This window comes from Streptomyces peucetius (genome assembly GCF_025854275.1).
Taxonomy (GTDB): domain Bacteria; phylum Actinomycetota; class Actinomycetes; order Streptomycetales; family Streptomycetaceae; genus Streptomyces; species Streptomyces peucetius_A.
Map to the genome: position 1 here is coordinate 1,444,456 of NZ_CP107567.1, position 12,421 is coordinate 1,456,876.

Below are 12,421 nucleotides of genomic sequence, written 5' to 3' on the forward strand. Positions count from 1 at the left end.
TGAGCCCGCCGGTCGCCCGGGCCCTCCCGCTGCGGCCGGGAACGGCCGCTACTGGAGGTGTGCCGGGGTGCCGACGGGCAACGTAAATCGGAACTCGGCACCGCCGCCGGGTCCCCGGCCGACGGTGATCGTCCCGCCGTGCGCCTCGACGATGCCCTTGACGATGTACAGACCGAGGCCGGTGCCGCCGCGTTTGCTCCCCCGCCAGAAGCGGGTGAAGACTCGGCCCATCGACTCCTCCGGAATGCCGGGGCCCTCGTCGGTCACGGTGACGGCGGTGCCGGTACCGCTCTGCTCATGCGCGGAACGCGAGGGCGCTATGTCGATGGTGACAGTTCCCTCGCCGTGCCGCACCGCGTTTTCCAGCAGGTTGCCGAGCACCTGGTCGATCTTGTCGGGGTCGGCCCACAGGTCGGGCAGCGGCCGGGTGACGTGGACCCGGAAGCGGTCGGGAGCCTGGCCGGCGGCCACGTGCGCGTCGACGTGGCGGCGTACGGCGGCGCCGAGGTCGACCGGCTGGCGGCGCACCTCGAGACGGCCGGAGTCGATGCGGGAGATGTCGAGGAGCTCCGCGATGAGGCGGGTGACGCGGCCCGCGTCGGCGTCGACGGTCTCCAGCATCAGTCGCTTCTGGTCGTCGGTGAACCGCTCCCACTTGGCGAGGAGGGTCGCCGTGAAGCCCTTGACGGAGGTCAGCGGGGAGCGCAGCTCGTGGGCGACGGTGGCGATCAGCTCGGCGTGGCTGCGTTCGCTGCGGCGGCGGGCCTCCGTGCCGCGCAGGCTGACCACGAGCCGGCGCAGCGGGCCGGTGGGGGCGTCACGCACGTAGCGGGCGGAGACGAGGACCTCGCGGCCGCCGGGCAGCAGGAGATTGCGCTCGGGCTGGCCGACGCGGGTGGCGAGCCCGCCGTACGGGTCGGTCAGGGTCCACCAGCGGCGGCCCTTGAGGTCCTCCAGCGGCAGGACGCGTTCCAGCGGCAGCCCGATGGCGTCGGTCCTGTCCACGGCGGTGATGCGGACGGCGGCCGCATTGAAGCAGACGACGAGTCCCCGCTCGTCGGCGACGACGAGACCGTCGGGGAGCTCGTCGGGGTCGATCAAGGGCGCCTGGGCGCCCCACAGGGCCGCGTCCTGCGGCTCTGCCGGCCTGCTGGTCCCGACCGTCATGTCCCCGTACCCCACCTCTCCGCCGGCGCAGTGGGCCCCCGAGTGCGTCACACTACTAGCTGAAAGTGACGTCGCCGACCCCCTGAGCGAGTGGTCCGTCAGGTCGCCGGGGCACCCTTGGCCCCGGCGCGCTGGGCGCGCGCCGACGCGTAGAGACATACGGCCGCCGCGGTCGCCAGGTTCAGGCTCTCGGCCTTTCCGTGGATCGGGACGCGTACGACGGCGTCGGCGAGCGCTCGTGTCTCCTCCGGCAGTCCCCAGGCCTCGTTGCCGAAGATCCAGGCGGTGGGACCGCCCATGGTGCCGGCGTCGAGCTCGTCGTCGAGGTCGTCCTCGCCCGCCCCGTCGGCGGCGAGCACGCGTACGCCCGCGTCGCGCAGCCCCTGGACGGCCTGCTCGACGGGTACGCCGACGGCGACGGGGAGATGGAAGTGGGAACCGACCGAGGCGCGCACGGACTTGGGGTTGTAGAGGTCGACGGACGCGTCGGTGAGGATCACGGCGTCCGCGCCTGCGGCGTCGGCGCAGCGCAGCACGGTGCCGGCGTTCCCGGGGTCGCGTACGTGGGCGAGCACGGCGACGAGCCTGGGGCGGGCGGCCAAAATGTCCTCGAAGGGCGAGTCGAGGAACCGGCAGACGCCGACGAGGCCCTGCGGGGTGACGGTCTGGGAGACCTCGGCGAGCACGCTGTCCGCGGCGTGGTGGACGCGGGCCCCGGCGGCCCGCGCTGCGTCGACGATGTCGGCGTAGCGCTCCGCTGCCTCGACGGTGGTGAACAGCTCGACCAGTGTCGCCGCGCCGTCGGGCCCGCGGTGGGCGACGGCCTCCCGGACGGCCTGCGGCCCCTCGGCGATGAACAGGCGGTCCTTCCCCCGGAAGTTGCGCTTGGCGAGCCGCCGTGCGGCGGTGACTCGGGGCGAGCGGGGGGAGATCAGCTCGGGGGTCGGCATGCGGCTCGACGGCTCTCTCTCACGGGTCCGGTTGGGGAAATGTTTCGTTGCGTGCGGTCGGGCGGGCGCCGCGGGGCCTCGGTACTCGGCCGTGAGCCTCGGCGAGTGCGGGCGCGGCCGTGAGCCTCGGCGAGTGAGCCGAAGGGGCGCGCGAGTGTCGAAAGTGGAGAACACGCGGAGGTCCCGAGGAACGAGGGACCGAGCATGATCGACCGTCGACACTCGCATCAAGCGCCCCGGAGGTGAACCGAGCCCTTGAAAAAGAAACGAGACCCGCAGGCCGAGGCCTGCGGGTCCGGTTCGGCTCCGTGCGGGCGTCAGGCAGCCTTGGGAGCGTTGACGTCGCTCGGCAGCGCCTTCTGCGCGACCTCGACGAGCGCGGCGAACGCGCCTGCGTCGTTCACGGCGAGCTCGGCCAGGATCTTGCGGTCCACCTCGATGTTGGCGGCCTTCAGCCCCTGGATGAGGCGGTTGTACGTCATGCCGTTCTGGCGGGCAGCGGCGTTGATGCGCTGGATCCACAGCTGACGGAAGTCGCCCTTGCGCTTCTTGCGGTCGTTGTAGTTGTAGACCAGGGAGTGGGTGACCTGCTCCTTGGCCTTGCGGTACAGGCGCGAACGCTGACCGCGGTAACCGCTGGCCTGCTCGAGGATCGCCCGGCGCTTCTTGTGGGCGTTGACTGCCCGCTTGACGCGTGCCACTTGTTGACTCCTTGTAGCGGGGCCGTGGTTTCCTCACACGACCCGAAAACGAATTGGTCCCGGTCTCGGCGTCCCGCCCCCGTCACCGGGGACGCGGGACGTCACTTGCCGAGAAGCTTCTTGATCTTCTTGGCGTCGGCCGGAGCCATCTCCGCGTTGCCGGTGAGGCGACGCGTCAGCGTGGACGGCTTGTGCTCGAGCAGGTGGCGCTTGCCGGCGCGCTCGCGGAGCACCTTGCCGGAGCCGGTGATCTTGAAGCGCTTCTTGGCACCGCTGTGCGTCTTGTTCTTCGGCATAGCGCCGTATCTCCTCATCAGTGGCGCTCCCCCGGTGCGGGCACCGGACTGCGGGAGCGTCAGATCGTGGTTATGGGTTCCGGGGCGGACCGGGGCTGCCGGGCGGGCAGCCCGACGGTCATGCCTCGGACGTTGTGTCGGCCGGGGCGGCGTCGCCGCCCTCGTCCTCGTGCGAGCCCTGGCGCTCCGCCTTGCGTGCCGCCTGAGCCTCACGGGCCTCGGCCATGGCCTCGGTCTTCTTCTTGTGGGGGCCGAGAACCATGATCATGTTCCGGCCGTCCTGCTTCGGGTTCGACTCGATGAAGCCGAGGTCCTCGACGTCCGCCGCGAGACGCTGCAGCAGACGGAAGCCAAGCTCAGGGCGGGACTGCTCACGACCACGGAACATGATCGTGATCTTGACCTTGTCACCCTGCTTGAGGAACCGGACGACGTGACCCTTCTTGGTGTCGTAGTCGTGCGGGTCGATCTTCGGCCGGAGCTTCATCTCCTTGATGACCGTGTGCGCCTGGTTCTTGCGCGCCTCACGGGCCTTCATGGCCGACTCGTACTTGAACTTCCCGTAGTCCATGAGCTTGCACACGGGCGGACGGGCGTTCGCCGCCACCTCGACGAGGTCGAGGTCGTACTCCTGAGCAAGCTCAAGGGCCTTGGCAAGCGGAACAATCCCGACCTGCTCGCCGCTGGGACCGACAAGTCGCACTTCGGGAACGCGAATCCGGTCGTTGATGCGGGGCTCGGCGCTGATGGATCCTCCTAAGTAGCACCACGCGGATGTCTGGCAGACAGCCGCGCATTGTCTGTTTGAACAGACCAACCGCGCCGGGACGTCAAAAATGCCCCGGACGGGACACAGGCGGCAGCTCCTTGAACCGGAGCACCGCCGCGGTCGACCGCGGGGCGCACATCGGGCGACTCCATCGTCCGTACGGAACGATGGTGGCCGCCTGACCGGTGACCCGCCGTCCCGCAGGACGGCCAGGTGGGAGATCGGAGCCTCCACTTGTGGGCTGGTCACTTACATGTCCAGCCGGTCGTCACACAAGGTTAGCAGCTCCCGGGGGACGGTGCTAACCGGCGGCCGGGGCCGGGGTCGGCACGACGGGGCATATCGTGTGCCTCATGAGTGACGCGACCTCCCCCAACGAAACATCCGGATCACCCGAATCGCCTGACTTCGACGCCATGGCGCGTGACATCGCCGAGGTCCCGGCCGTCGAGGTGATCGTCACGGTCGCGGTGAACCTGATGAGCGCGGCAGCGGTGAAGCTCGGCCTCACCGAGGACGCCGAGGACCACAAGGACCTGGACGAGGCCCGCAAGCTCGTCCACGCCCTGGCCGGACTGCTGGACGCCAGTACGACGGAGATCAGCTCCTTCCACGCCGCCCCGCTCCGGGACGGTCTGAAGTCGCTGCAGCTCGCCTTCCGTGAGGCGTCGCTGGTGCCGGACGAGCCGGGCCAGGGCCCCGGCGAGAAGTACACCGGCCCCGTGTACGGCTGAGCAGTTCCGTTACGCGGCAGGGCTTACGTAGAAGGGCTCGCCCGGAGGGGTGGCCCCGGCCGGCAGCAGCGCCAGGTCGAGGCCCCGCACCAGGCGGGCCCTCAATACGTCGTCGCCCGCCAGCGCCTGCGCGACGCGCCGTCCCGCCTCCGCGGGGTCGCCGTCCGCCGCCAGTACCAGCGCCAGCGTGCCGTCGGAGTCCCGGCCGGGACCGAGGTGGGCGCGCAGCACCGCCGGATCGGCCGCGAGCGCCGTCCGCAGGGCCCCGGTGACCGCGGGGTCGGCGAGCGGGTCGGTGCTCGTACGGCCCTCGGCGAGGGCGAGCAGGGCAGGACCGCTCAGCTGGTACGGGACGGGGCCGGCCAGGTCGAGCACGAGGGTGTCCGCCTTCTCGTGGGCGGCGGCCTGGAGCGCCTGGTGCAGGGGCACGGCGACCGGGCGGGCCTCGGGGTTCCACCGGGCGAGCGACGCGATCGAGGTGAACGCCGGAAGGGCGCGGCGGGAGCCGGCCGTGAGCGTCGGCACGGCCATGTCACTGGTCTTCTCGCGGCGCAGCCCCGTCTCCTCGTCCTCCTCCACCTCGCCGAGGACGGCGACGACGGGAACCAGGAGCCGGGCGCCGCGCAGCGCCTCCAGGACCGGCTGTTCGGCGGTGCGGTCCTCGGACCAGGCGGCGAGAGCCGCCTCGAGGTCCGGGTCGGCGGTGCCGTCGTCGTCGGAGAAACCGGGATCGGGAATGTTCTTGAGCGCCACCCGACGAGCCTAGCGTCCTGCCGGTACGGGCCCGCGCCCGGTCAGCTGCGGCGAGGGCCACAGGTCAGGAGCGGCGAGGGCGGCAGGTGGTGGGCCCGCGCGTGCGGCGGTTCAGGGGCGGCGCGTGCGGCCGCCGCGCCAGAGGACGACGGCCGTGGCCAGCAGCAGAGCGCCGACACCGCCGGCGGCCGCGGCAAGCCAGCCGCCGGAGCCGCCGTCCTCGTCGGCCGGTGTGGGGCCAGGACCGAAGTACTCCTTGCCGTAGCCCGCCGTGGCCGCCTTCAGGTCGCCGGGACGCAGCTTCGCGCCCTCGGCGATCGCCGCCGCCGGGTCGACCGTGCCGTAGCCCTTGGCGTCGTCACGGCCGCCCTTGGGGGCGTCGCGCGCGGTGTCCATGAGGAGCTTCTTGACCTGGGCGGGCGTGAGCTCGGGGTGCGCCGAGCGGACGAGGGCGACCGCGCCGGACACGAAGGCCGCGGCGGCGCTGGTCCCCCAGCCCTCGTAGTAGCGGCCGTCGGGGTCGGCGATCACGATGTTGACGCCCGGGGCGCTGACGGTGGCGTACCAGCGGCGGGTGGAGAACGAGGCGTGGGTGCCCCAGCGGTCGACGGCGGTCACCGCGATGACGCCCGGGTAGGCGGCGGGGTACGAGATGTGGTCGCCCTTCTCGCCGCCGTTGCCGGCGGAGGCGACGACCACCGAGCCCTTCGAGAGGGCGTACTGCACGGCCGCGTCCTCACCGGCCTCGGGGTGGGCGGACTCGCTGTCGTCGCCGAGCGAGAGGTTGATGACATCGGCACCCTGGTCGGCCGCCCAGCGGATGCCCTGGGCCAGGGCGGTGCCACGGGTCTTGCGGGCCTTGTCCCGGGCCTTGTCGCTGCCTTCGAGGATGACCCGGACGGGCAGGATCTTCGCCTCGGGGGCGATGCCGAGCACGCCGGACTCCCGGCCGGGGCCGTGGCCGTGTCCGGCGACGATGCCGGCCATCGCGGTGCCGTGCCGGGCCCACGCGCGGTCGCCGCGGGAGGCGCCGAAGCCGATGAAGTCCTTGCCGGGCAGTACGGAACCGGCGAGGTCGGGATGCTGGTCGTCCACCCCGGTGTCGAGCACGGCGACGGTCACGCCCTCACCCCTGGTCGTCTGCCACGCCTGCTCCGTGTGCATCGCCTCGAGGCTCCACTGCTGGTCCCGGATGCTGTCGGCGTGCGCGGGTGTCGCGGGCAGCACGACGAACGCGGTGGCGGCCAGGGCCGCGAGGGCGCGACGGCCGAGGGGGCGGCGGACGTGGGGGCGGCGGACGTGGGGGCGTCTCATCGGGGCGTCTCCGTGCCGTGGCCGGTTGCCCGGCTCCTGTTCCCGTCCTCGCGGCCGACCTCGCTGCCGTCGTCGCCGCTGTCCCGGCCGCCGCCCTGACCGCTGTCCTCGCCCTGGGCGACGGCGCGGCGCAGGCCCTCCTCGATGCGCTGTGCCAGGCCGGCGGCCTCATGGCCGAGGCCGGCCTCGGCGGGGGCGCTCGTCGCCCCCTTGGCCTGGGCCTCGTCGGCCGGCTGGGGGTCGCTCACGGCACGGCCGTCGGCGAAGCCGGAGACCGCGTAGACGACGACAGGGGCCTCGGTCACCACCTTGATCGTCCAGCTGGCCCGCTGGTCACTGCCGAAGCCGGCGGCGACGGTGCCCTTGGCCGGGAAGGTGCGGGGCATCAGGTCGGTGCGCTCACCGAGCGACTCGGTCGTGAACCGGTTGTGCAGAGCGAGCATCCCCTTGGGGTCCGCCTCCGTGAAGACGAGTCCGACGGTGGTGAGGCTGCTGGCCGTCGCGTCGGTGTACGTGGCGCGCAGCACACGGAGGCAGCCCACCGGCTCGAGCGCCTTGGTGAGCAACGGGTCGAGCGCCGTCGCGCAGTCCCCGTCGGGCGCGACCGCTATCCGCGTCCACACCCGGTCGGCACCGCCCGGGCCCGCGTCGTCGCCGGAGAGGGTGCGCGGGAACAGGGTGTCCACGGGAAGGCTGTGCCAGGCGGCGCGCACATGGGCGTACCCGGCGCGCTCGGGGGTGTCGGCACTCGAGTCGCCGGTCAGCCACGTGCCGGTGGCGGCACCGCCGATCAGTCCGAGCCCGAGCACCACGGCGACGACGGCCCCGACGGTCCGCGCGGGATGCCGGGCGGGGACGGGACGCAGCCGCGTCGTCATCTCGACCGGTGTCTCCGGCGGGATCCACAGCTGCGCGGGCGGCCGCGGCGCACCCGGCCGCGGCGTCATGTCGACGCTGCCGACGGGACGCGGGGGCCGCGCCGGGGGCACCGGCCGGGACGGTGGCGCGTCGGCGACGGGGCGGAGTCGCGTGGTGGTCTCGACGTCGGGAATCGCGCCGTCGGCACCGCCGCTACGCGCCGGCGGCGTCACCGGCCGCTGGGGCGCACCGGTGCCGGCCGTGAGCGCGTCACCCGACGGCCGGTCGGAGCCGGCCCCGGCACGCGGCGGGCCGAATGCCCCCGCCCCTTCGGCGCGGGGTGCCGGCGGAGCGGGACGGTGCGGCGGCGTCGGTCGCTCGGCACGGGACGGCGGCACGGCAGGGCCGGGGGCCGCAGCCGCAGGGCCCTCGGCACGGGACGGCGGTACGGCAGCGGATCGCGGGGGCGACGCCGGCCGGTCGGGTACGGCGGGGCCCGGGGCACGCCGTGGTGGGGCGGGAATCTCGTCGCCGGTGCCCGGTCCGGGCGCGGGCCCGGCCGGGCGCTCTGCGCGGGACGGCGGGACCGAAGGGTGGCGCTGCGGCTCTGCGGCGTCGTCCGGGGGCAGAAAGGCGTCGGAGATGCGGGAGCGGGGCGGGGGCTGCGGGCCGGAAGGGCGCTGCGCCTCCGTGCTCATGCCCACCCCCCGTTGCTCAACCACGCACCGCCGACGGATCACCGCCCGGGGCAGGCCCGTTCGTCACTTCGTGCCGTCACTCTAACGGGCACGACCGACGACCTCGGCCACCCGCCTGTGGTCCGTGGGGATCTGCCCAGAACATCCCCTACCCCGGGGTAATCATGTCTGGCAAGCTCGGCCCATGACTCCCCGTGCCGCCGACCGGGCCCGCTACGACAGGGCCACCGCCCACCTCGACGCGCCGCTCGCGATCGTCGATCTCGAGGCGTTCGACGCCAACGCCGGGGATCTGGCGCGCAGAGCGGACGGCAAGCCGATCCGGGTCGCCAGCAAGTCGGTGCGCTGCCGGGCACTGCTGGAGCGGGTGCTGGCCATGGACGGGTTCGCGGGGATCATGTCGTTCACGCTGGACGAGTCGATCTGGCTGGCGCGCGCCGGTTTCGAGGACGTACTGCTCGCCTATCCGTCCGCGGACCGCGCGGGTTACGCGGAGCTGGCGGGCGATCCCAAGCTCGCCGCCGCAGTGACCGTGATGGTCGACGACCCGGCGCAGCTGGAGCTCATCGACCGGGCCCGGGCGGGCGGCGCGGAGGAGATCCGGGTCTGTCTCGAAATGGACACGGCGCTGCGTCTGCTGGGCGGCCGCGTGCGGGTCGGTGCGCGGCGCTCGCCGCTGCGTGAGCCCGCGCAGCTCGCCGAGCTGGCCCGGTCCGTCGCCCGCCGGCCCGGTTTCCGCCTGGTGGGGCTGATGGCGTACGAGGGCCATGTCGCCGGGGTGGGCGACGCGGTCACGGGGTCGCCGGTGCGTTCGCGTGCCGTGCGGCTGATGCAGCGCGCGGCGCGTAAGGAACTGGCCGCGCGCCGGGCCGCGGTGGTGCGGGCGGTACGGGCCGTGGCTCCGGAACTGGAGTTCGTCAACGGGGGCGGCACCGGCAGCGTGCAGCACACGGCCGCCGAGGACGCCGTCACCGAAATCGCGGCCGGTTCGGGCCTGTACGTGCCGCGGCTGTTCGACAACTACACGTCGTTCACGGGCCGCCCGGCCGCGCTGTTCGCCCAACCGGTGGTGCGCCGCCCGGGCGTGGGGGTGGTGACGGTGCTCGGCGGCGGTTATCCCGCTTCCGGGGCGGCGGGCCGGGACCGGCTGCCCGTTCCGTATCTGCCGGAGGGCTTGCGCTACGACCCCCAGGAGGGCGCCGGAGAGGTGCAGACCCCCCTGTTGGGCGCACCCGCCGACGACCTCCTGATCGGTGACAAGGTGTGGTTCCGGCACGCCAAGGCCGGGGAGTTGTGCGAACGTTTCGACACTCTGCATCTCGTCGAGGGCGACCGGGTCACGGGCGCCGCGCCGACGTACCGGGGCGAGGGGCGAACCTTCCTCTGAGAGCCGGGGCCTGCGCCGCGAGCCGCGGCTCAGTACGCGACGGTGTACCGCGTGCGCCGGTGCCCGGGCCGTTCGGCCTCGTCCAGCACGGCGACCGCGAAGTCCTCCATGGATATGGCGGAGACACCCCGGACGTCGACGAGCAGTTCGTCGGTGCCGAGCCGGTAGGCGCCCGTGCGCTCGCCGGGCTCCAGCAGGGCGGGCGGGCTGAGGTACACCCAGTCCGCGAGGACGCCGACCGCCCTGCAGACGTCGAGCTGGGCGGCGCAGGCCTCGGCGATGGGCCGCAGCTCGGCGGGGAAGCCGGGATCGTCGACCACGGTGACGCCGCCGCCTTCTGGCAGGGTGAGGGTCGCCGCGCCGCCGACCACGAGCAGCCGCACGCCGGCGCGGGCGACGCCCGCGAGCAACGCCGTGGTCGTGCTGACGAGTTCGTCCTCCCGTCCGCGCGCCGGCCGGGTCGCGCCGATCACGAGGTCCTGGTCCGCTGCCAGGGCGGTGACGGACTCCGGGTCGGCGGCGTCGCCGACCCGGAGGCGGGCGGCGGCAGGCAGGCCGGCCGCGCGTGCCGGGTCGCGTACGACGGCGGTGACGTCATGGCCTCGGGACAGGGCTTCCGCCACCGTCCGGCGTCCGACGTTCCCCGCTGCTCCGAACACGGTGATGCGCATGGTCCGACTTCTCCTTCTGGTCGTGTCGACGACGGGTGCCGGCAGTCTGTGCGGTGACGAGGGCGCCGAGGACGACGAGTCCGCCGACGGTCTGCAGCAGGTTCAGCTGCTGGCCGAGGACGGCCGCGCCGAGGACCGTGGCGACCACGGGGCTCAGCAGTCCCAGGAACGAGACGGCAGTCGGCCGCAGCGCCCGGATCCCGCGGAACCAGAGCGCGTAGGCGACGGCGGCGCCGATGATCGACAGGTAGGCGTAGCCGGCGAGGTTCGCTCCGGTGAGGGTGGACGGGGGCGGGCCCTCCACGGCGAGCGCGACGGGGAGCAGCAGCAGGCCGCCGGCGACGAGTTGCCAGCCGGTGGTGGCGAGCAGCGGCGCGGGCGATGTCCAGCGTTTGGCGAGGACGACCCCGACGGCCATGACGAGAGCCCCACCGAGGGCGGCGGCGACTCCGACGGGATCCAGCCGCGCGTCGGCGCGCAGCACGAGCAGGCTGACCCCGCCGACGCCGGCGAGCCCGGCGAGGACGGTGCGCGGTGACAGCCGCTCGCCGAGAAGTCCTGCGGACAGCCCGGCGGCAAGCAGCGGTTGTACGGCTCCGACGGTCGCGGCGACACCACCCGGCAGCCGGTAGGCGGCAACGAAGAGCAGTGCGAGGAACACGCCGATGTTCAGCGCGCCGAGCACGAAAGCGCGCCACCACCACACGCCGTGCGGCAGCCGCCGGGTGACGGCCACGAGCAGGAGTCCGGCGGGCAGGGCCCGCAGCAGGGCGGCGAGGAGGGGCCTGTCGGGCGGCAGCAGTTCGGTGGTGACCAGGTAGGTGGTGCCCCAGACGGCGGGTGCGAGTGCGGTGACGAGGACAATTCTCGCGTGATTGCTTAGCACTAAGGCAATGTACCTCACCATTAAGCAAAAGAGCTAGACTTGACGGCATGGCAGACCATGTCGATCTCGTCCTGAGGCAGTGGGGCGCGCAGCGCCCCGATCTCGATGTGTCACCGATGGCCGTGATCGGCCGGCTCTCCCGGGCCGGGCAGCTGATCGGCGCCGAGCTCGCCCGCACGTTCGCCGAGCACGGTCTCGACCGGGCGTCGTTCGACGTCCTGGCGACCCTGCGGCGCAGCGGTCCCGCGCACCGGCTCACACCCGCCGGTCTGATGCGGTCCGCGATGGTCACGTCCGGGGCCATCACCCAGCGCCTGGACCGTCTCGAGGCGCGAGGGCTGGTCACCCGCACTCCCAGCGAGTCGGACCGCCGGGTGGTGCACGTCGAGCTGACCCGGGAGGGGCTGGCGCTCGTCGACCGGACACTGCCCGACCATCTGGCGACCGAGCACCGGGTGCTGGCCGCGCTGACCGGCCCCGAACGCCGCGGTCTGGCCGGCACGCTGCGCCGCCTGCTGGAGTCGCTCGGGGACACGGCCGCCGAGGAGATTCTCAATTATGAGAGCGAGTTTTGCGAAAGCGTCCCGGCCGGGCAGGCCCCGCGGAACGGGCCGATCCGCATCGAGTACGGCGGTGAGCGCGACGCGGACGGGAGCGACGCGGACGAGAGCAACACCGACAAGAGCGACGCCGGCGAGAGCGACGGGGATGCGAGCGGCTCCGCAGGGGGCCGGCCGGAGCTGAACCGTGCCCTGGCGATCGCCCGCGACATCAGGCGGACCGCACCCGAGCGGCCCGTGGTCCTGACCGTGGCGAGGCTCGGGCTGCTGGCCCCGACCTCCTCCGGTCTCGCGGCCGTCGCCCGCGAACTGCGGGAGCACGGCATCGGGCTCGAGATCCTCACGGGCCCGCTGAGCGGTGTGCACGATCCCGAGGAGCCCGGCGCCACTCTCTTCGGCGTCCTGGTGGAGGCGGCCGAGCTGGAACGGGGATCGCGGCCCCCCGCACGGAAGCGGCCGGCTCGTGGCGGCGGCCGGCCCAAGGTGATCGACGACGACATGCTGGTCCGGGCACGCTCGCTGCGGGACCAGGGGGTGCCCGTGTCGGAGATCGCCGCCCGGCTGACCATCAGGACCGGCAGGAACGCCGGGCAGCACCCGTCGGTCGCCTCGCTCTACCGGGCCCTCGCACAGGACCGCCGCGAGGACCGGCAGCCGTAGCCGCATCGGACGTTCGG

General features: G+C 73.3%; 13 protein-coding genes. 3 read left to right on the forward strand and 10 right to left on the reverse strand.

What is annotated here, in order from left to right:
* Window positions 1-48: 48 nt before the first annotated feature.
* The 5 genes from OGH68_RS06650 to infC all read right to left on the reverse strand — a co-directional run bounded on the left by OGH68_RS06650 (window position 49) and on the right by infC (window position 3,931).
* Window positions 49-1,167, reverse strand: coding sequence for an ATP-binding protein (locus OGH68_RS06650; protein WP_264242390.1), 1,119 nt, complete (start codon window positions 1,165-1,167; stop codon window positions 49-51).
* Between the two features lie 98 nt (window positions 1,168-1,265).
* A complete protein-coding gene (locus OGH68_RS06655; protein ID WP_264242391.1) occupies window positions 1,266-2,117 on the reverse strand; it encodes a TrmH family RNA methyltransferase in 852 nt (283 codons plus the stop codon).
* 317 nt (window positions 2,118-2,434) lie between these two features.
* Window positions 2,435-2,818 (reverse strand): 50S ribosomal protein L20, encoded by a 384-nt coding sequence (gene rplT, locus OGH68_RS06660; protein WP_005319596.1) that lies wholly within the window; start codon window positions 2,816-2,818, stop codon window positions 2,435-2,437.
* Between the two features lie 101 nt (window positions 2,819-2,919).
* Complete coding sequence (gene rpmI / locus OGH68_RS06665; protein WP_100106297.1) at window positions 2,920-3,114, reverse strand: 50S ribosomal protein L35; 195 nt, start codon at window positions 3,112-3,114, stop codon at window positions 2,920-2,922.
* A 118-nt stretch (window positions 3,115-3,232) separates the two neighbouring features.
* Window positions 3,233-3,931 carry a translation initiation factor IF-3 gene (gene infC / locus OGH68_RS06670; protein WP_264242392.1) on the reverse strand — a complete coding sequence of 233 codons (699 nt, stop codon included), beginning with the start codon at window positions 3,929-3,931 and terminating at the stop codon, window positions 3,233-3,235.
* Between the two features lie 305 nt (window positions 3,932-4,236).
* Between infC and OGH68_RS06675 the strand changes: the two genes are divergently transcribed.
* Complete coding sequence (locus OGH68_RS06675) at window positions 4,237-4,617, forward strand: DUF1844 domain-containing protein (protein ID WP_264242393.1); 381 nt, start codon at window positions 4,237-4,239, stop codon at window positions 4,615-4,617.
* A 9-nt stretch (window positions 4,618-4,626) separates the two neighbouring features.
* Here OGH68_RS06675 and OGH68_RS06680 read toward each other — a convergent pair whose 3' ends face one another.
* The 3 genes from OGH68_RS06680 to OGH68_RS06690 form a co-directional block, all read right to left on the reverse strand.
* Window positions 4,627-5,370 carry an SseB family protein gene (locus tag OGH68_RS06680; protein WP_264242394.1) on the reverse strand — a complete coding sequence of 248 codons (744 nt, stop codon included), beginning with the start codon at window positions 5,368-5,370 and terminating at the stop codon, window positions 4,627-4,629.
* A 111-nt stretch (window positions 5,371-5,481) separates the two neighbouring features.
* The gene (gene mycP / locus OGH68_RS06685) at window positions 5,482-6,684 is read right to left on the reverse strand and encodes a type VII secretion-associated serine protease mycosin (protein WP_264242395.1); all 1,203 of its coding nucleotides are present in this window, start codon (window positions 6,682-6,684) and stop codon (window positions 5,482-5,484) included.
* Window positions 6,681-7,631, reverse strand: coding sequence for a hypothetical protein (locus OGH68_RS06690; protein ID WP_264242396.1), 951 nt, complete (start codon window positions 7,629-7,631; stop codon window positions 6,681-6,683). The genes mycP and OGH68_RS06690 overlap by 4 nt, the downstream gene beginning before the upstream one ends.
* Window positions 7,632-8,424: 793 nt before the next feature.
* On the opposite strand from OGH68_RS06690, the gene OGH68_RS06695 reads away from it, so the two are divergent.
* Window positions 8,425-9,627 carry an amino acid deaminase/aldolase gene (locus OGH68_RS06695; protein ID WP_264242397.1) on the forward strand — a complete coding sequence of 401 codons (1,203 nt, stop codon included), beginning with the start codon at window positions 8,425-8,427 and terminating at the stop codon, window positions 9,625-9,627.
* Between the two features lie 29 nt (window positions 9,628-9,656).
* Here OGH68_RS06695 and OGH68_RS06700 read toward each other — a convergent pair whose 3' ends face one another.
* Together OGH68_RS06700 and OGH68_RS06705 are read right to left on the reverse strand one after the other, a co-directional pair.
* Window positions 9,657-10,298, reverse strand: a complete 642-nt coding sequence (locus OGH68_RS06700) for an NAD(P)-dependent oxidoreductase (RefSeq protein WP_264242398.1) — start codon at window positions 10,296-10,298, stop codon at window positions 9,657-9,659.
* Window positions 10,222-11,184 (reverse strand): EamA family transporter, encoded by a 963-nt coding sequence (locus tag OGH68_RS06705; RefSeq protein WP_264242399.1) that lies wholly within the window; start codon window positions 11,182-11,184, stop codon window positions 10,222-10,224. Before OGH68_RS06705 ends, OGH68_RS06700 begins: the two co-directional genes overlap by 77 nt.
* Window positions 11,185-11,231: 47 nt before the next feature.
* On the opposite strand from OGH68_RS06705, the gene OGH68_RS36125 reads away from it, so the two are divergent.
* The gene (locus OGH68_RS36125; RefSeq protein ID WP_319020183.1) at window positions 11,232-12,404 is read left to right on the forward strand and encodes a MarR family transcriptional regulator; all 1,173 of its coding nucleotides are present in this window, start codon (window positions 11,232-11,234) and stop codon (window positions 12,402-12,404) included.
* Window positions 12,405-12,421: the final 17 nt, after the last annotated feature.